Here is an 18,175-nt window from a genome sequence, read left to right as displayed (position 1 = left end):
CATCTATGGGGTGCCGGGCGCGTGATCAGCGCCGGGCACGGGCCTCTCGGCGCCGGTTGGTCGACATCACGGCGCCGCCGCCGAGGATGATCAGCGCACCCGCGCCCGCCGCGCCGATGGTCGCCGCGCGCGGGACGCCGGCGGGGCCGGTGTCCGGTACGGCTGCCGCGGCCGGCGCCTCGTTGATGGTCTCGTGGTTGCGCCCGGCGGGTTCGATGTACGGCGCGCCGGTCTCGTGTGCCAGCGGCGCGGTGGCCGGGTTCACCCGCGCGGCGGCGGGCGCGGCGGCGGCGCCGAAGACCACGTCCGAGCACGAGTAGAACGCCTCGGGGCTGTCGGTGCGTTGGTAGACGACGTAGATCAGGTGCCGACCGGTCTTGCCGGCGGGCATCCGCCCGTTCATCACGAACGACCCGTTGTCCAACGGCGGGTCGGTCTGGGTCAGGAACGGCGTGGGCTCCAGATCCGACCACTTCAGCGGTACCGTGGGGTCGTATCCGTCCCGGGTCACGTAGAACTCGAACGTGCCGCGGTGCGGCGAGGTGGCCCGGAACAGGAAGTTGAAGGTGCTGCCCGCGGAGACCGCGGTCGCCGGCCAGTCGGCGCGCGCCTGGTCGAAGCCCTTGTACTTGTCCCGCCCGGCACTGCACAACTTGCCGTCCGGGATCACTTGACGATGCCGGCCGGCAACGTCTGCGAGGTTGACCTCGTTCCAGTCGTACACGGGCTGCGTGCCGCCGATCGCGACAGCCGCCTTGCACGCGGCGGACGTGGGGTTCTCCGGATTCTCGGCGCGACACGTGCCGGTGCGGCTGAGCGGATTGCTCAAGGTGCCGTGCGCCTGCGCCGTTCCGGTGGCGAGCGCGGCGATCGTCAGGGGCGTCAGACAGCAGGCCGCGGCGAACGCCGCGACCTTGCGGCGAGACTTCATGAAGCCCTCCGGGTAAGGGAATTGCCGATATCGGGGACGTGCGGGGGCCTCGTGCGGCAGCTCCCCGTACGGGGAGCCTCCGGATGGGGCGGATCGGCGCGGATGGGACGGTCGGCGCGGACGGGGTGAGTCGGCACGGCTGGGGTGAGTCGGCACGGGTGGGACGGGGATCCGCGATGGCCGCGACGGATCCGGGTGTTCCGGCGTACGGGTACCGCCGCCTGCGGTCCGGGGGGACAGGTATAGACCAATGGCTGCGGCGGTACTCAGAGTCGCCGCGCTCGTCCGGTCGCGCAAGAGCGCGGAGCCGGTCTTTCCGATTGCATCGCGCGGTTGGACCGTCATTACTCCCCAACCGACGCGTCGCGAACGACGCCGAAAAGTCGGGATGGCCTGCGCGACTCTGTTTCTGACTGGCCGTCAGTTGTGTCGTCATTGTGGCGCGGAAAAATTTTCCGCGATCGGAGGCCGCCTTGCCAATACTTGCCGGGCGACCCCGAAAAGTGCTCGCACACTATGGACGGGAACACAGTTGGTATAGACCATTGTCCGTGCAAGGACGCTCGTCGGCGCGATGCGGACGGCGATCGTCCGGCGATTCGAAGATCGGCGCCAGGAAAATCGGCGCCGACGTGACCCACCCCGAACACCGGAAGATGGGCGCCACCGAGAACCACCCGAACCCTGCCGAACCAACGCCACCGAGAGCCACTGAGCACCGCCGGATCAAACGCCACCGAGAACCACTGAGCACCGCCGAACCAACGCCACCGAGAACCACCCGAGCCCCAAGCGCCCCACCGCCCGACGCCGCCGGCACCGGCACCGGGCACCCCCGCACCGACTGCCCCACCGCCCGGCCGCGAGCGGTGGTGCACGCCAACCGGCGGCGTGCGCACGGCATTCCAGCACCACTCTCGTCCCCCGACTCGTGTCCCAGACGTGTCCAGGAGCCGGCTCGATGATCTCTGCGTTCCCTGCACTTCGCCGCAACTCGCCTCCCCCCGACCGCCGTTCCTCCCCAAGCGCCGCGCCCCGACCCACCCGTCGGCCGCTGCGCGCACTCGCCCGCGTCCTGGCCGCGACCGTCATCGCACCGCTCGCACTGGTCGTCCTGCCCGCCGGCTCCGCGCACGCCGCGACCCCCGAGGCGACGTTCGCCAAGGCGTCCGACTGGGGTTCCGGCTTCACCGGTCAGTACACGATCCGCAACCAGGGCACCACCACGCTCACCGCATGGCGGGTCGAGTTCGACCTGCCCGCCAAAACCACCGTCGGCTCGTACTGGGATGCCCTACAGACCGGATCGAGCGGCGGCCACTACGTCTTCACCAACCGCGAGTACAACGGCACCCTCGCCCCCGGCGCCTCGGCCACCTTCGGCTTCCTCGGCGCAGGTGCCGGAACTCCCGGCAACTGCAAGCTCAACGGCAACCCGTGTGTCGGACCGGCCGGCCCCGACACGACCGCGCCCAGCGCGCCCACCGACCTGCGCGTGGCCAACGCCGGCCCGACCGCGCTGACCCTGTCCTGGACGGCGTCCACGGACGACGACCGGGTCGCGGGCTACGACGTCTACGTGAACGGCGTACCCTCCGCGACCAGTGCGGGCCCGAGCGTGACACTGTCCGGACTCACCCCCGGCACCGGCTACCCGGTCAAGGTGCGCGCGAAAGACCCGGCGGGCAACGTGTCCCCGTTCACTCCGGAACTGATCGCCACCACCACGACCGGCGGCGGCAATCCCCCGCCGGGATCGGTGCGTAGCGTCCCGTACATCGACATCACCGCACCCACCCCGACCCTGACCGATGTCGCCGCGGCCACCGGCCAGAAGTTGTTCACACTAGCCTTCGTCCTGGGCAGCAACAGCGGCTGCGACCCCAAGTGGGGCGGTACGATCGCGCTCGACGAACCGCGCATCGTCAACCAGATCAACGCACTTCGCGCCCAGGGCGGTGATGTCGTGGTCGCCTTCGGCGGCGCGGCGGGCCCGTACCTGGAGGCGTCCTGCGGCAGTGTCACCGCACTCGCCGGCGCGTACACCAAGGTGATCGACACCCTCGGCGTCAAACACCTCGACATCGACATCGAGGCGTCCATCCCGATCGACACCATGAACAAGGCGTTGGCCAAGGTGCAACGGGACCGACCCGCCACCACCGTCAGCTTCACCCTGATGGTGCAGGGCGACGACTACGGGCTGACCCCGTCCCTGGGTGTGGACCTGCTCAAGAACGCCCGGGACAACGGCGTGCGGGTCGACATCGTCAATCCGATGGCGATGGAGTTCGGCACCTCGCGCCCGGTGTGGGGTGACGCGGTGATCACCGCCGCCGAATCGACGCTGCGTCAGATGAAGGAGATCTGGCCCGCCAAGTCGGACGCCGAACTCAAGAGCATGCTCGCGGTGACCCCGATGATCGGCCGCAACTACAACGGCAAGATCTTCGTCCAGTCGGACGCGAGCAAGCTGGTCACGTGGGCGAACACCAACCACATCGGCCGGCTGGCGTTCTGGTCGGTGGGCCGGGACAACGGCTCCTGCCCGGGCGGCGGCGTCTCACCGACGTGCAGCAGCATCAGCCAGGCCCCGTACGAATTCACCAATCTCTTCAAGAACTTCACGGGTTGAGCGAGGTGCCGAGGCAACGGCCGAGGCAACCACCGAACCACTGAGAAGCACCGGCTGAACCCACCTGCCGGCATCGGTCGACCCCCTTTCGGCCGGTGCCTCCCGAGCCCGGCGGCGGCCACGCGACGCCGCCGGGCCACCCTCGTGGACGGCAGGGCCCGCCCCGCTGCCCGAACTCGTACGCAGCCATCACGCGGCCCACTGACCACAATTGGCGTCCCGAAGCCCACCAGCCTCGGGACGCCAACCGCCTTTCACCTACCATGCCGACCCTTGCCACCTACCATGCCGACCCTTGCCGGGGCTTTTGCACCGGAGTATGGTGGTTAGTGGCCTACGGGGCGAGCGAGGGAGTTCGACTACCGGTGGTTGGTCTTGGAGAAGGGAGCTTCGGCTCAAGCCAAGGTCGGGCGGTCGGGCTGAGAGGCGTGAAGGTCGAGGTCGGACCGGAACGCGACCCCTAGCACCTGATCCGGACAATGCCGGCGCAGGGAGCCCACCTCGTAGGTCTTGATGCGCGTCGTACGTCGGCTTGGTTACCGGGGCTGACGGGCGCGCTTTTGTGTGTCTCGGTATGTCTGTTGTCGTGTGTCTGTCTTCGTTTGCAGGCCTCCATCGCCTGCCTCCGTTTGCAGGCTTCCTCCGTTTGCAGGCCTCCGTGGCTTACCCTGCTTGCCTGCGTTGCTGCCCTGCCTGCCTGCGTTGCTCGCCTTGCTTTCCCTGCTCGCCTTGTTTTCCCTGCTCGCCTCGCTCGCTTCCGCTGTGATCACTGTCGGTACGCAGTAGGGCCGCGGCGGTCACCGAACCGGATTGTTGAACCTGACCTCCGGGTTGGCCGGTGTCACACCGGTCAGCAGGGGCTGAGGGATGCATTTCAGGTGGAGGTCGAGGAACGCTCCGACGTAGGCGCGGGTCAGGTGCAATCCGCGGCGTCCCGTGAGCGTGGCCGGCAACCCGCCCCCGGGTAGGCCGAGTTGGTCGAGGAAGACCGGGACGTCGGTGAAGCTGTAGTGATTTGCGCCGACCACCGTCAACCACCTTTTCCAGCCGTCGAGACGACCCCACGCCTCGTCCCAACTGCGATCCGCGCCTCCCGGCCGGTGGGTGTCGTCGTCGGTGCCGAGCATCATGAACGGGCGTCCGCGCAGGCCGGTTTCGGGCACCGCGGAGTGGAACGCACCGTCGATGTCGACGCCCGCCCGGATTCGGGGGTCGGCCGCCATCGCCGCCGCAGCGCTCGCGCCGCCGATCGAGTGGCCGGCCATGGCGATTCGGCTCCGATCGATCAGGGCCACGGCGTGCCGCCAGGTCGGCCGCGATCCGGTGAGCCGATCCAGCACGAAGGACGCGTCCTCGGCCCGCCCCGCGGTGACCGCGGCCAGGTCCTCCTCGGTCCGGACCTTTTCGCACGCGACACAGGTGAGCATCCGGCCGCCCGGAAAGGCGGTTCCCACCGACTCGTACGCGTGGTCGACGGCGGCCACCACGTAGCCGCGGCTTGCGAGTTCCTCGGCCAGACCGGTGAGCGTGTACGCGGAGACGCCGAATCCCGGGGACAGCAGCACGAGCGGAAACCGGCCACGCGCGGGTCGGGCACCGACCTTGACGTCGGTTCCGGTGGCGGCGAGCGTCTCGGCGGGGAAGAGGTCGCCCAACCCCCGGTCCGCGAGCAGCAGGCGGGCCTCCTCGACGGTGGCATACGGCGCGGGCGTACCCGTGCCGCTGCCGGGCTGGGCGGGGTAGTACATGCCGACCATCAGCTCGCGTGCTCCGGCCTCCGGAACCCACGGGTCCCGTCGGGCCCGGTCGACGAGATGCAGGGACTCCCGACCGACGGCGAACGAGCCGGTGGGGTGAGGCAGCGAGGTCCGGCCGGCGGGCGTTGGGGCGTCGGCCTCGGCCGGAATGAAGTCGATGGAGGCTGCGGGGGCGGAAGCCGCGGCGGCAGGGGGTGCCACGGCGGTCGGCAGGCCCGATACGAGGGCGAGGGCGAGAACGAACGCGGACAGCGCGACCTTCGAGGTCGGGGAGGATCGGGTCATGTCCCGATCCTGGCTCCGCGTCCGGTGCCGCACATCGGCCATCGGTCGCACCGCGCCCCGGGCTCGGCATACCTCCCCGGAGGCATACGGCCCCCTCGTGGCCGATGGATCCGGGGCCGGCGGGGGGACGGGCCCGGCTTCCTCGGCGGGCGGTGCGGGGCCGGGGCGGGGCCGGGCCGGGGCGGAGGCGGGGCGATTCGCGGGCGCCACGTGGTCCGGACCCGAGAAAGGCCTTGCCGGGGCGAGCGCACGCCGATCACCCTGGGCGCATGCATCGAGACACCCGGGACACCGACGACGCATCCCGGCACCGGCCCGGCACCGGCACCGGCACCGACATCGGGATACGCGTCGCCGTACCGGCGGACGAACCCGCGCTGGCCAGGATCGACCGCGACACCTGGAGTCCGCAGGTCACCCCGACACCACCCCAGCCGCCGGCGCGCCCGTTCTTCGACCCCGACACCCCGCCGGCGAACGTGCTGGTGGCGCACGAGGGGTCGGAGGTACGCGGCTTCGTCAAAATACGCCCATCGCGGATGGCCGCCAGCGGGCATGTCCAATACATCAACGGCTTCGCGGTGGATCCCGACCACCAGGGCCGCGGCATCGGCACCCTGCTGCTGTCCGCCGCCCGCGCCGAGGCCGTCCGCCGCAACGCACGCCGGATCACGCTGCACGTACTGGGGACCAACTCGCACGCCTGGCGGCTGTACGAGAAGGGCGGATACATCGTCGAGGGCATCGCCCGGGGCGAGTTCCTGCTCGACGGCCGCTACGTGGACTCGGTGTCGATGGCCCTGGAACTGGTGCCGGAACCGGTGCCGGAACGCATGCCGGAACGGGTGGCGAAGCCCGGGCCGGCGCCGGGGGCCGCACCGACATCGGCATCGGCATCAGCACCGGCGGCGGGACCGGCCTCGGCCTCGGCACCGGCGCTCGACCCGATGGGGAAGGAAGCGGAGGAGGTCTCCCCGGGCCCGGTACCGGGTACGGATCGTTCCGATTGGCCGTAGGGGTATGCGGCGGAACGGGTCCCATCCTGCCGACGGTTGTGCGATCGGCCGATCGGACCACGTCCGCCGTGGTTCCGTGCGGACCTTCGGCGTGGCGTGCGCGCGGTGCCGGACTGTCGGGCCGAGCCGGCGGATAGTGAAACGAAGGCGATCCCGGGCATCGGTCGCGCCCGCGTCCCATGCCGCCCCTCTTGGGAGAAACCCTGTGTCCGACACGCAGTTCACCTATGTCACCTACATCCGCACCACCCCCGAGGAGTTGTGGCGCGCGCTGACCGAACGGACCGAGATCACCCGCTACTTCGACGGCTGGGGACCGGAATCGGATTGGCAGGTCGGCTCGCCGGTCCGCTGGTCGATGTCACCGCGGACGGCGCCACGGGACGCCGGTCAGGTGGTCCTGGCGGCCGAACCGCCGCGTCGACTGGCCTACACGTGGCACAACTACGAGCCCGAGATCGGCGAGATGTTCGGCTGGAGCTCGGAAGAACTCGCCGAACACCGCCGTGAGCCGATCTCGCGGGTCTCCTTCGACCTGGTGCCGCTGGGCGAGGTGGTCGCGCTGCGTGTCCTGCACGACGGCTTCGCACCGGATTCCGAAATGCTCAAGAGCATCCGCGAGGGCTGGCCGATGATCCTGTCCAACCTCAAGACGGTGCTGGAAACCGGCGAAACCCTACGCTTCGGCGCGTAACAAGCCGAGATCGCAACGCGCCTTCGCGGCAAGTACCGGCATCGCCACGCCCGCCCGTCGCCTGCGCCCCGGCGTGCCGATCAGCGTGGAGAGTGGTGGCGGGTGGGGCCGGCGGGTGTGCGCAGGAAGGCCCGGGTCACCTCGGTGAAGGCTTGGGGCTCGGCGGCGTGGATCAGGTGGCCGGCCGGGATGGTGACCACCCGGGCGTCGGGAAGGCGGCGGGTCCATTCGGTGACGCGGTCCTGCGGAATATGGCTCGCCGAGCCGCCGGCAACGACGAGGGTGGGGGCGGTGATCCGGGCCAGACGCTCCCACCACACGGGATCGGGGGTGTCGACCTGCTTGCGCAGTGCCACGACCATGTCCCAGTCGAAGCCGAGTTCGCCCTCGGGCCTGGTCGGCGGGTTCGGGTCGCGCGGCAACGGGACGGAGACGTCCTCGAGCACCAACCGGCCCACCCGATCCGGATGTTCCTGCGCGAACACGTACGCCACCATGCCACCCAGCGAGTGCCCGATCAGGTCGACCCGATCGAGGCCGAGTGCGTCGAGGAAGCCGACCAGGTCGTCCCGCATCAGTTCGACGGAGTAGTCGCCGGGCCAATCGCTGCGCCCGTGCCCACGCAGATCGACCGCGTACACCCGCCACTCCTCGGCCAGCGACTCGGCTATCCGCGCCCAGTGCGCGGCGCCCTCGCCAAGTGCGTGCAGCAGCACCAGGGGCGGGGCCTGCGGCACACCCCACACGTCGTACGCCAGGCGGACCCCGTCGATCTCGACCGTGCTCGATGCACCACTCGATTCACCCATATTCGGACCATATCCGTGCGACGGACATCGACGGAACGCCGTTCGCTCCGGGCCGAATGGACCGACACGGTTCCGAATCCCGCGCGCTACGGCTGCTCGCGCGACGCTGTACATGCCTCTGGGCGCCTCCCGCCCGCTCGGAGCGCAGCGCGCCGCGCCTGCTCGGGACGATCCAGCAGGGGGCGTACCGCGCGGGAGGGTGCCCCGAAACGGCGGCGTACCGCGCGGGAAGGTGCTCCGAGAGGCCGCGGCGTACCGCACGGCAATCCGCTCCGACACGCAGCGCATCGGGCGACGGGCTACTCCGGTTCCACGGCGTCCCTCCCGCAGGGGACAACGAGAGACGGCAAGGGAGTGCGAGGGACGACAAGGTAGTGCGAGGGACGGCAGGGGACAGCGGGGGGCGGCAGGGGTCGGCGAGGGGCGGCGAGGGGCGGTGAGGGATCAGAACCGACGGTGCGTCAGATCCAGCCGTCGAGAGACTTCAGGAACGCGTCGAAGTCGTCGCGGTGGATGCAGTGGCCGACGTTGTCCACCACCCGTACCTCGAAGCCGTTCCCGCGCAGTTCCTCGTTCAGCGCGGGCGTCATGATGAAGCTGTCCGCCGCTGACTGGACCAGACTCGGCACCACGGGCGAGGCCGGAACGTAGTCCTGGTCGAAGTCGCCCAGCCGGGCCAGGAGGCCCTGGTCGAACCTCCGGAAGCCGTCGAGCTCGGCCTGTACATCCGCCGCGGACCATCGCGGATTCATCGCACGAATGCTCTCCAGGGAGGCATTGGCCACCATCGCCCGCATCCCCTCGAAGGCACCGGCGGGCACCGCACCCATCCGGAATCCGGGGTCCGAGTACACCGCCTTCGCCGGCCGCAACCGCTCGACCGCAAGCGACAACGCGAGCGCACCGAGCGAATGCCCGATCGCCACATCGGCACCGACCGGCAGGTTCTCCACGAGGTCGTCGGCCATCGACTCCGGGCTGTACTCGGCACGTTCGCTCAGCCCGTGCCCACGCAGGTCCGGCGCGTACACCCGATAGCCACGCTCGACCAACACGTCCGTCAGCGCGTGCCACGTCCCGTGGTCCGACATCCCCCCATGGACAAGCACCGCAACCTTGTCCCCGACCCCACGCTCGTGCACATGAAGCTTCACGGAAGCCACCCTTCAATCACGATCCGTCTGGTTGTTGTCTGTTCTGTCGCGTGTTCTGCTGACACGATTAAGCACCTGTCTCTGTGATGCTACCCCCGCCATCCACCGGAGACCAGAGACCCCACTCACCAAACCCCGAAGGCCGGCTCACCCCGAACACGCAACCCGACGCGGGGCCGCGCGGGGTCACGCGGGGCCGCGCGGTACCACGCGCGGGGTCACTGGGGCTCCCACGGCCCCCGGTGGGCCGCCGGATGTCTCATCAGGTGTAACCGCTTTCCGGGGACAGGCAGCGCCGAAGCGGCCCGGTCGTTCGGGTTGCCCTTCCGGCGGGCGGCGATGTGGAGCACCGCCCGATCGAACCGATCGAATCGGTTGAATCGGTTGAATCGGTCGATGCATCCGGCGTCCCGGTCCCGAGGACCGCCGTGGGCGCGAGGTTCGGCAGAAGGCATGTCAGGGGGACTCTCCGTAGCAAGTGGCCATCGCAGCGGCGCGGTTGCGCAGGGAGTCGCGCAACCACTCCGGGGCCAGGGCCTCCGCGCTCGTGGCGAGATGCCACAGCGCCCATTCGGCGTGTCTCGGGTCTTGGAAGGTCACCTCCAGCCGCAACCGCCCGTCCGCGTCGGCTTCTTCGGTGCGGATGGCCAGCGCGGTGCCCACCAGGTCCTGCCGCCGCGCCGGGTCCACCCGTACCAGCACGGTGACTTGGTCGCCGCCGGTCCGAAACCGCGTGCTGCGTTCCTGCCAGGCCCGGTCCAGATCGACCCGGTCCGGTCGCTGTGCCGGTACGGCGAGTTCCTCGGCGGCCAAGACCCGGGACAGCCGGTAGGTGCGGTCCGCGCCGGATCGGGTGGCCAGCAAGTATCCCTGGTCGCGTACGGTCACCAGGCCGATCGGGTCCACCGTGCGCCACTTCGGGGCCTGGTCCACAGCGGCATAGCGAATGCGCAGCTTGTGTCCGGCGAACACCGCGCGCCGGACCTCGGCCACTATGGCGTCGGGCACCTCCTCGACAACCGGCCGACGCGCGAGGAGGTCGATCTCCGGGTCGATGAGCAGTCGCTGAGCCGCGCCGGCCGCGGTGGCCCGATAGCTCTCGGGTAGCGCGTCGACCACCTTGCGCATGGCCGAAGCGAGCGCCGTACCGAGTCCGAATGCCTGCGCGCCGCGCCGCGATCCGGCGACCAGCAGGGCAAGTGCCTCGTCGTGGTTCAGTCCGGTGAGTTCGGTCCGGAAACCGGGCAGCAAAACAAAACCACCGTGCCGACCGCGTTCGGCGTAGACCGGAACACCGGCTGCGGACAGCGCCTCCACGTCGCGCAGCACGGTGCGGGTGGATACCTCCAACTCACGGGCCAGCTCGGCCGCGGACAGCCGACCGTGCTGCCGCAGCAGCAGTACCAGCGATACCAACCGATCGGCGCGCATCCGAAAACTCTACGGGAATACACGACACAGGATGTCGTGATTCGTTGCGAGGCTTACCAGCGCGACAAAGCCCCATCGCACACGAGAGGTGATCCACATGGCACACGCCATCGTCAACCCGGACGGTCTGCACGACCCGGTCCCGTTCGGTTACAGCCACACCGCTACCGTCCCCGCAGGTACCGAACTGGTGCTTGTCGCGGGTCAGTACGGATCGGGCCCGGATGGTGCGGTCGTCTCGACCGACTTCGCCGAGCAGGTGAAGCAGACGTTCCGCAACATCGGCACCGCTCTCGCCGCCCATGGGCTCGACCTCGGTCACGTCGTCCAGCTCAGGACGTATGTGGTGAACCACGACGTCAGCAAGCTGGGGCCGATCGCCGGGGCCGTACAGGAGGGCTGGGGCACGAAACCGCCCACGCAAACCCTCATCGGCGTCGCGAGCCTGGCCACGCCCGACGTGCTGTTCGAGGTCGAGGCCCTCGCCGCCCGACCCTGACTCGCCGCCGCCCGCACCCGGGCTGTCCCGCCCCGACACGGGTGGTGGTTCGGCGGCCGGGTGGTGGCGTAGCAAGGTGAACGGCCGATCGGATACGCCGATCCGGACCACACGTCGCCCCGGTGAGGGACCGCCTCGTAGGCGAGCGCACGCCGCTCGCCTACGGGGCATTGCCTTCCACCACTGGGCGACGTCGAGGGATTCCGCCTCCGGGCGACGTCGAGGGCTTCCGCCGAACGATGCGTCGACGGATTCCGCCGAACTCGGGTCGTCGCGCGCGGTATTGGGGTGTCGAGCGGGTGCGAATCTGTGACCGGTCGAGACAGACGTCACCAGTTCAGCGGCTGACCTCGGCTTCAGCGGCTCGGTGGTCACGCTACTCGTCACTCGATGGTCGTCGGTCTTGTTGTCACCTGCTCCGACCCGTCAGCCGGCCTGCCGGCCCAGCAGACGGCGATTTCACTGCCCGAAGAGGTTCCACCGGACGGTCAGAAGCTCCAGCTGTAGACGCCACCACCCGTGCCCACCGCAGCCGCCGCGAGCCGGGCGACTCCACGCAGGACCGCCGGCAGATCATCGTCGGTCATATCGTCCCCATCAGCCGCCCTGAGTCTCGCAGCCGCCAGCGATCCGCCAGTTCCGCCAACATGGTGGAGTCGGCGTCGGCCAACGCCCTGATCAACCGTTGCGGCAGAGCGAACACCTCGACGCCGTCGTTGGAGGGGCCGGTGACCCACTCCGGCCACCACCCGTGGAGGAGTTCGGGCGCCGGGAGGTTCGCGGAGGGCTCCGAGAAGTACATGTCCCACTCGGCTATGGCACTGTCCGGCTCAATGAATCGGCAGGTCACGGCCTCGAAGGCCCGTCCGGGTCCGGTCGGGTGCGTCGCAGCGGCAGTCTCGTCGTCGGGAGCGAGGAAGAACACTTTGTCTTGGGCCATCTCAGCATGATGGTGTGGTCGGGTAGCCGGATCACAGATGGCAGGCTGTCGAACTGGCGCCGGTGACAGATATCTCGACCAAGTGACAACCATCTCGACCAGTCACAGAATCGTCGTGATCGTCCTCGCGCCCTCTCCTCTTCGCCCACACGGGGTCACCGAAGCATCCCGTGCGGGAATCCAAGAGGCTGCAGCGGCCTTGAGTGCATTCACAACTCACCCCACCCGAGCGGCCCTTCGCCCGTCGCGGCCCGACCGGGACGATCACCATGTCCGCTGAGGCGGGAGAGCTTTTCGGCTCCCCGGCTTCCTTGGCTCACCGGTTCCCTGGCTCCTCGGGTTCCCTGGCTCCTCGGCTACTCGACTCCTCGGATATCGGTTTCCTCAGCCACTCGACACCTCAGCCACTCGACTCCTCAACTGCTCGACTCCTCAACTGCTCGGCCCCCTCGGCTACATGACTCCTTGGCTACTCCGCTGGACGATTCGCGTCTGCCGGGACCTCGAAGACGAACGCGACTCCGTCGCGCTCGTTCCCCTTCTCGCCGACGCGCGTGAAGCCGAAGCCTGCGATGGTGGCCAGGGATGCGCTGTTGTCGGCGCCGATCGTGGCCCGCACGGTCGTGACACCGGGTTCGGCGGCGGCCCTGTCGAGCAGCGCCGCCAGCATGGCGCGGGCATAGCCCTGGCGGCGGTACCCCGGTACCACGGTGTAGCCGACCTCGACCACGCCGGCCTCGTCCGGCGGCCCGTGGAACCCGGCATCGCCCACGACGACCCCGTCCGGCTCGGACACCGCGGCCCGCGTGATCCAGGGCGCGGCAGACGGGTCCTTCGCGAGCTGGTCGGCGCGATAACCGAAGATCCAGCGGGCCCGGTCGCAGACGAAATGTTCGTCGAGGGCGACCCCGGCCTCGGCGCTGCCGCCGGCGAGGTCACCGTCGGCGAGCGCCCGCAGCGCCTTGGCGCCGAGCTCGACGAAGCGGACGCGCTTGGGGGAGGAGAGAAGTTCGGTGCTCACCGCGGAGATGCTCGCCCAGTACCGGAAGGTTGTCCACCGCTTTACGACCTCGACGAACACGACCGTCGTCCCGGTCGGGCCGTGACACGTGAAGGGCACCACGGACGCCGCGATGCCTACGCCGAGACCCATTTCCCGGCCGCACGATGTCTACACCGAGCCCATCTCGCGACGGCCTCACTCACCTCCGACCGATCCGCGCCGGCGCTGCTCGCTGCTCGCTGCTCGATGCCGGATGGGTACCGAACCCGTCCTCGTCCGCGACACCACCCGCTGATCACCCACCAACCAAGCCGGCAGGCCGGAGTCGGGACCTGGGCAGGGCTCGGCACCTGGTGGGTGGGACGGGGCGGGGGGTGGCGGGGCAACGACGGGGCGGCGGCGTGCATGACGGGTGGTGCAGGGAGCCGGGACCGGGTGCGCGTGGGTGGGGTGCAGAGAGGACGGACGGCGTGGGGTTCGGAAGGGGCGGCGCCAGGCGCCGGCGGGGGTCGGCGCGGGACGCGTGGCATCGAGCGTGGAGCGTAGAGGGTGAATTGCGCAGTGCGTGGTGGGGTGAGTACGGAGAGACGTACCGGGGCGGGCGCCGGCCGCCGGCGTGGCGTGGGCATGGTGAGCCGGCGGCGCCGCAGTCGTGTAAGCGAGGGTCGAATCGGGGAGGCGGAGAGTCGAGTAGGGCATCGGACCTCAGCCCGCGGGCGCCTCACGCATCAGCGGTCGGGCAGGCCGTCCTCGTTCTCGTCCTCGCTCCCCTTCTCGTTCTCGTTCGTGCCGTCCGCGCGGGATCGTGGACGGGCCTCAAGGTGAAGGAGGTTGGCGAGGAAGCCGGGGAAGCGTTGTTCGAACTCGGGTTCGCGAAGGCGCAGCATCATGCCGGTGCCGGTGTTGCGTTGGATGATCAGGCCCGCCTCGCGCAGCACCTTCCAGTGGTATGAGCGCGTGGACTTGGTGCCGGGCACCGGGAACATCGAACACGGCTGCTCGCGGGTCGGGTCCGCGGCCAGCGCGACGACCACGCCGCGCCGGTGGTCGTCGGACAGCGCGGCGAAGACCGCGCTCAGCGACACCTCGTCGAGCGACGGGTGGTGCATCTGGACGGGCATCCCGCATCCGCTCCTTCCCTCGATCCACGGTTGCCGGCGCATGCCGTGGGTGTCTACGGTACCTGGGTACGAAGATTTTCGAACCACTCGACGGAGAGTGCACCATGACGAACACCCCGCCCACCGCCCAGCCGAACCCGGTGCGCCCCACCGTCGCCGTGCTGGGCACCGGCATCATCGGCGCCGCCATCGCCCGCAACCTGTCCCGGAACGACTTCACGGTGCGGGCCTGGAACCGGACGCCCGCCAAGGCCGCCGCCCTGACCGCCGACGGCGTGACCGCAGCCGACACACCGGCCGACGCGGTCTCCGGTGCGGACATCGTGGTCACCGTGCTCAACGACGGCCCTCGGGTACTGGACGCGATGCGGGCCGCGGTGCCGGGGCTGCGCGCCGGCGCGGTATGGGTACAGATCAGCACGGTCGGCGTCGACGCCCTGGACGAACTGTCCGCGTTCGCCCGCGAACACGAGTTGCTTCTCGTGGACGCCCCGGTGCAGGGCACCCGAGGGCCCGCCGAACAGGGACAGTTGGTCGTACTGGCGGCGGGCGCGCCGGCGAGCCGCGAGGTCGTCCAGCCGCTGTTCGACACGATCGGTCGGCGCACCCTGTGGGTCGGCGAGGACGGAACCTCCGGCGCGGCCACCCGCCTCAAGCTCGTCCTCAACACCTGGGTCCTGGCGCTGACCCACGGTGTCGGCGAGGCCCTGGCCCTCGCCAAGGGGCTGGACGTGGACCCGCAACTGTTCCTCGAAGTGGTCGGCGGCGGCCCGATGGACAACGCGTACTTCCAACTCAAGTCCGCCGCCATCCTCTCCGACGACTACACCACCAGCTTCTCGGTGGACAACGCGGAGAAGGACGCCCGACTGGTGCTTCAGGCCGCCGACCACGCGGGCATCCACATGGACGTCGTCGCCGCCGGCGCAGAGCGCTTCCGCCGCGCCTCCGCACAGGGCCACGGCGACAAGGACATGGCGGCCGGCTACTTCGCCGGCTTCGACAAGTAACCGCCCACACACCAAAGCAAGTTCGACCACGAATCCGCGCACAACGCACGACACACACAAACACCCGCCCAGCCAACCAGGCGGGGCGTAGCGGGGCGCGGGGCGGTGCGGGGCGCGCCGCGGCGGGCCGTCCCCGGCCATGGGTACCGAACTCCCGTCGCCCGCAAAGCACATCGCTGCCGGGCCACGAGCGTCACGAAGGATCCGACTGTCACGACCGGCCCGCCCGCGGCGTAGCGGCCCCGGAAAGCCCCTCCGGTTCCCGGTGCCCGCAAAGCACTTTCGCATCGACGACGGCCCTCCGAATCGGGATCCGCGCACTCGCCGACGATCCCGATCCGACCGACGCCATCGCCTCCCCGCCATCTCGCCCCCGCCATCTCGTCCGTCGCCACCGGCACCATGGCCGCCCCTCCCCGGCGCGGTCAGCCGCGAGCACCACGCCCCGGGGCGCTCGCGAGCCTGCGCGTCACCACCGGAACGACGATCGCCGCGGCCACCAGGTGCGCACCACACAACATCGCCTTGGTCGAGGCGGGCGTGTCGCCGGCCAACAGCGGGCCGGCCATGGACAGCGCGGTCAACACAACCGTGGCCACCAGGTACGTCCGCGCCGGGCGGGCCGCGAAACGGGCGACGAGTACGGCCAGTACCGTCCCGATGGACAGGCTCACGGCCGTGCCCATCGCGAACATCCCGACGGTGATCGGGTCCGCTGTCTCCGCCCCGATGTTGCCGGCCCGCATCGGCACGCCGAGGCCCCGTGCGAGCAACCCGTACACCTCCGTTCCGATCGCGGCGGCCACCCCCGCAGCCACACTCACCATCCACACCGCCCGCGATTCCCAAGCGGCAGCCATACGATCGGCCGAGGTCGAGTGCATCGTGGTGTCCATCGGTGTTCTCCTTTGACATTCGGGCGGTTCCCGTTGCCCGACGGTCGGAGCCGAACCCCGCCTCTCGACATCACCGCCGACATCCATACCGATCGACTTCACCACCGGCGGCGGCACCGCAGGCGGGACGCCGACGCACGTAGTCTCGACGCCATGGGTGGATTCCTGGGATTCCTGCTGGTCGCCGGTTGCCTCGCCACGACACTGGGCTGTTGTGCGTGGATGGCCGCCCATGTGCGCCGTCGAGGTGTCGCCGGCGCGGCCATCCGCGCGGCCATGGCGTCCTACGACGAGGCACTGCACGGCACCGCGAACGACGCCCACATCGAGATCCAGGTCCAGGCGCAGCGCAAGGTGCCGATGCGATCCCCCGACGACCCGTGGCGTCCGCATCACGACGAACCGGCCCATCCGAGCGCCCCGGACCGCCGGAGTCACAACCGCCGGCCGCCCCGCCCCCGCCTCTTCCCCCGCCTCCTTCGCCGCCGCCCACCGCGCTGACCACCCCTCGGGGACCCGCCACAGATCTTCGGCGGAACTGGGTCGAGGCGTTCGGCAGACGGCAATGGATCGACGTCGACGCGCCAACGGTCGGGACCACGTTCCTCGACCCCACCCCAACGGTGAAGACACGGAATCAACGGCCAAGAGCACCCACCTGGAACGCGAGCACCGCTCCGGAACGCGAGCACCTGCTCCGGAACGCGAGCACCTGCCCAAAGCCAGAACACGGGCGCAAGCCGAGACCGCTCAGCCAGAACGAGAGCACCGCTCTGGAACGCGAGCACCTCGCCAAAGCCAAACCACGCTAGGGCGAAAGAACTCCCACCGAAACGAGAGCACCGCTCCAAAGCGTGAGCACCCAACCAACACCAGAACACAGCACCGGGACAGGAGCGCTCGACCGCGCTGCTGTCGTGATCGCCCAGGTCGCCCACGGCGACCCTGGGCTACCACTCGGGCGCCGAACGAGAGCACCGCTCCAGGACGCGAGTGCCTCGGCCCAAGGCCAAAGCACGAGCCTTGAGACGAGACCGCCCGACCGAAACGAGAGCACTGCTCCGAAAGCGCGGCGTGCCCGACCAGGCCGGGACACAAGGGCGAAACGAGCCCCGAATGAGAACGAGAGCACCGCTCTGGGCCGCGAGGCGCCTCGCCATGGCCAGCCACGTGAGGGGCGAGGCGACCCTCTACGAAACGAGAGCACCGCTCCGAAGCGTGAGCACCAGACCAAAGCCAGGACACGCCTCCGGGACAAGAGCACGCGGCCGAAACGAGAGCACCGCTCCGAGACGCGAACACCCGGCCAACGCCTGCACGAGGGAAACAAGGCCCTCAAGGGAAACGGGAGCACCGCTCGCGGGACGCGAGCACCTCGCCATGGCCATCCGCGCGAGGAGCGAGGCGACCCTCAACGAAACGAGAGCACCGCTCCGAAGCGCGAGCAGCAGACCAGAGCCAGAGCACAACTCCGGGACGAGAGCAAGCGGCCGAAACGAGAGCACCGCTCCACGAAGCGACACCCCGGGGCAACGTCTGAACACGAGGGCGAAACAAGGCCCTCGATAAGAGCGAAAGCACCGCTCCCCGGGTCGCGAGTACCTCGCCAAGGTCATCCACGCGAGAGCGAAGCGACCCTCAACGAAACGGGAGCACCGCTCCGAAGCGTGAGCACCAGACCAAAGCCAGGACACAGCTCCGGGACAAGAGCATGCGCCCGAAACGAGAGCACCGCTCCACGAAGGAACACCCGGCCAACGCCTGAACGAGGGCGAAACAAGGCCCTCGACGGATACGAGAACACCGATCGCGGGACGCGAGCACCTCGCCAAGGTCATCCGCGCGAGGAGTGAGGCGACCCTCAACGAAACGAGAGCACCGCTCCGAAGCGTGAGCATCAGACCAAAGCCAGAGCGCAACTCCGGGATGGGAGCAAGCGGCCGAAACGAGAGCACCGCTCCACGACGCGAACACCCGGCCAACGCCTGAGCGAG

General features: G+C 69.7%; 15 protein-coding genes and 1 riboswitch. Of the genes, 6 read left to right on the top strand and 9 right to left on the bottom strand.

The genetic code is table 11. The annotated features are described in order from the left end of the window. Positions 1-25 precede the first annotated feature (25 nt). Positions 26-931, bottom strand: coding sequence for a lytic polysaccharide monooxygenase (locus tag ACIBM5_RS08190; RefSeq protein WP_391584154.1), 906 nt, complete (start codon positions 929-931; stop codon positions 26-28). A 961-nt stretch (positions 932-1,892) separates the two neighbouring features. On the opposite strand from ACIBM5_RS08190, the gene ACIBM5_RS08185 reads away from it, so the two are divergent. Beyond that, positions 1,893-3,566: a cellulose binding domain-containing protein gene (locus ACIBM5_RS08185; RefSeq protein WP_396006002.1), complete on the top strand. Its 1,674-nt coding sequence runs from the start codon at positions 1,893-1,895 to the stop codon at positions 3,564-3,566. 371 nt (positions 3,567-3,937) lie between these two features. After that, positions 3,938-4,077, top strand: a riboswitch (TPP riboswitch). A gap of 286 nt (positions 4,078-4,363) precedes the next feature. On the opposite strand, the gene ACIBM5_RS08180 is transcribed toward ACIBM5_RS08185, so the two are convergent. Beyond that, the gene (locus ACIBM5_RS08180) at positions 4,364-5,608 is read right to left on the bottom strand and encodes an alpha/beta hydrolase family protein (protein ID WP_396006001.1); all 1,245 of its coding nucleotides are present in this window, start codon (positions 5,606-5,608) and stop codon (positions 4,364-4,366) included. Between the two features lie 269 nt (positions 5,609-5,877). Between ACIBM5_RS08180 and ACIBM5_RS08175 the strand changes: the two genes are divergently transcribed. Further along, the gene (locus ACIBM5_RS08175; protein WP_396006000.1) at positions 5,878-6,624 is read left to right on the top strand and encodes a GNAT family N-acetyltransferase; all 747 of its coding nucleotides are present in this window, start codon (positions 5,878-5,880) and stop codon (positions 6,622-6,624) included. Between the two features lie 205 nt (positions 6,625-6,829). Further along, on the top strand, positions 6,830-7,318 hold the full coding sequence (locus ACIBM5_RS08170) for an SRPBCC family protein (protein WP_396005999.1): 489 nt from the start codon (positions 6,830-6,832) through the stop codon (positions 7,316-7,318). Positions 7,319-7,398: 80 nt separating this feature from the next. Here the strand turns inward: ACIBM5_RS08170 and ACIBM5_RS08165 are convergent, their stop codons facing one another. The 3 genes from ACIBM5_RS08165 to ACIBM5_RS08155 all read right to left on the bottom strand — a co-directional run bounded on the left by ACIBM5_RS08165 (position 7,399) and on the right by ACIBM5_RS08155 (position 10,712). Further along, a complete protein-coding gene (locus ACIBM5_RS08165) occupies positions 7,399-8,127 on the bottom strand; it encodes an alpha/beta fold hydrolase (RefSeq protein WP_391584159.1) in 729 nt (242 codons plus the stop codon). 461 nt (positions 8,128-8,588) lie between these two features. After that, the gene (locus ACIBM5_RS08160; protein WP_396005998.1) at positions 8,589-9,281 is read right to left on the bottom strand and encodes an alpha/beta fold hydrolase; all 693 of its coding nucleotides are present in this window, start codon (positions 9,279-9,281) and stop codon (positions 8,589-8,591) included. 456 nt (positions 9,282-9,737) lie between these two features. Next, positions 9,738-10,712: a helix-turn-helix transcriptional regulator gene (locus ACIBM5_RS08155; protein WP_396005997.1), complete on the bottom strand. Its 975-nt coding sequence runs from the start codon at positions 10,710-10,712 to the stop codon at positions 9,738-9,740. Positions 10,713-10,809: 97 nt separating this feature from the next. On the opposite strand from ACIBM5_RS08155, the gene ACIBM5_RS08150 reads away from it, so the two are divergent. After that, complete coding sequence (locus ACIBM5_RS08150; RefSeq protein WP_396005996.1) at positions 10,810-11,211, top strand: RidA family protein; 402 nt, start codon at positions 10,810-10,812, stop codon at positions 11,209-11,211. Positions 11,212-11,794: 583 nt separating this feature from the next. Here the strand turns inward: ACIBM5_RS08150 and ACIBM5_RS08145 are convergent. The 3 genes from ACIBM5_RS08145 to ACIBM5_RS08135 all read right to left on the bottom strand — a co-directional run bounded on the left by ACIBM5_RS08145 (position 11,795) and on the right by ACIBM5_RS08135 (position 14,275). Then, a complete protein-coding gene (locus tag ACIBM5_RS08145) occupies positions 11,795-12,151 on the bottom strand; it encodes a hypothetical protein (RefSeq protein ID WP_396005995.1) in 357 nt (118 codons plus the stop codon). 469 nt (positions 12,152-12,620) lie between these two features. Further along, a complete protein-coding gene (locus ACIBM5_RS08140; RefSeq protein ID WP_396005994.1) occupies positions 12,621-13,172 on the bottom strand; it encodes a GNAT family N-acetyltransferase in 552 nt (183 codons plus the stop codon). Positions 13,173-13,882: 710 nt separating this feature from the next. After that, positions 13,883-14,275, bottom strand: a complete 393-nt coding sequence (locus tag ACIBM5_RS08135) for an ArsR/SmtB family transcription factor (RefSeq protein WP_396005993.1) — start codon at positions 14,273-14,275, stop codon at positions 13,883-13,885. Between the two features lie 104 nt (positions 14,276-14,379). Between ACIBM5_RS08135 and ACIBM5_RS08130 the strand changes: the two genes are divergently transcribed. Beyond that, positions 14,380-15,285 (top strand): NAD(P)-dependent oxidoreductase, encoded by a 906-nt coding sequence (locus ACIBM5_RS08130; protein WP_396005992.1) that lies wholly within the window; start codon positions 14,380-14,382, stop codon positions 15,283-15,285. A 425-nt stretch (positions 15,286-15,710) separates the two neighbouring features. Here ACIBM5_RS08130 and ACIBM5_RS08125 read toward each other — a convergent pair whose 3' ends face one another. Continuing rightward, complete coding sequence (locus tag ACIBM5_RS08125) at positions 15,711-16,181, bottom strand: DUF6069 family protein (RefSeq protein ID WP_396005991.1); 471 nt, start codon at positions 16,179-16,181, stop codon at positions 15,711-15,713. A gap of 153 nt (positions 16,182-16,334) precedes the next feature. Here ACIBM5_RS08125 and ACIBM5_RS08120 point away from each other — a divergent pair, with 153 nt between their 5' ends. Next, positions 16,335-16,682, top strand: a complete 348-nt coding sequence (locus tag ACIBM5_RS08120) for a hypothetical protein (RefSeq protein WP_396005990.1) — start codon at positions 16,335-16,337, stop codon at positions 16,680-16,682. Positions 16,683-18,175 lie beyond the last annotated feature (1,493 nt).

The sequence above is a fragment of the Embleya sp. NPDC050493 genome, assembly GCF_044458105.1.
GTDB lineage: Bacteria > Actinomycetota > Actinomycetes > Streptomycetales > Streptomycetaceae > Embleya.
The sequence above is the reverse complement of the archived record's forward strand: the minus strand, read 5'-3'. Positions and strand labels throughout refer to the sequence as shown.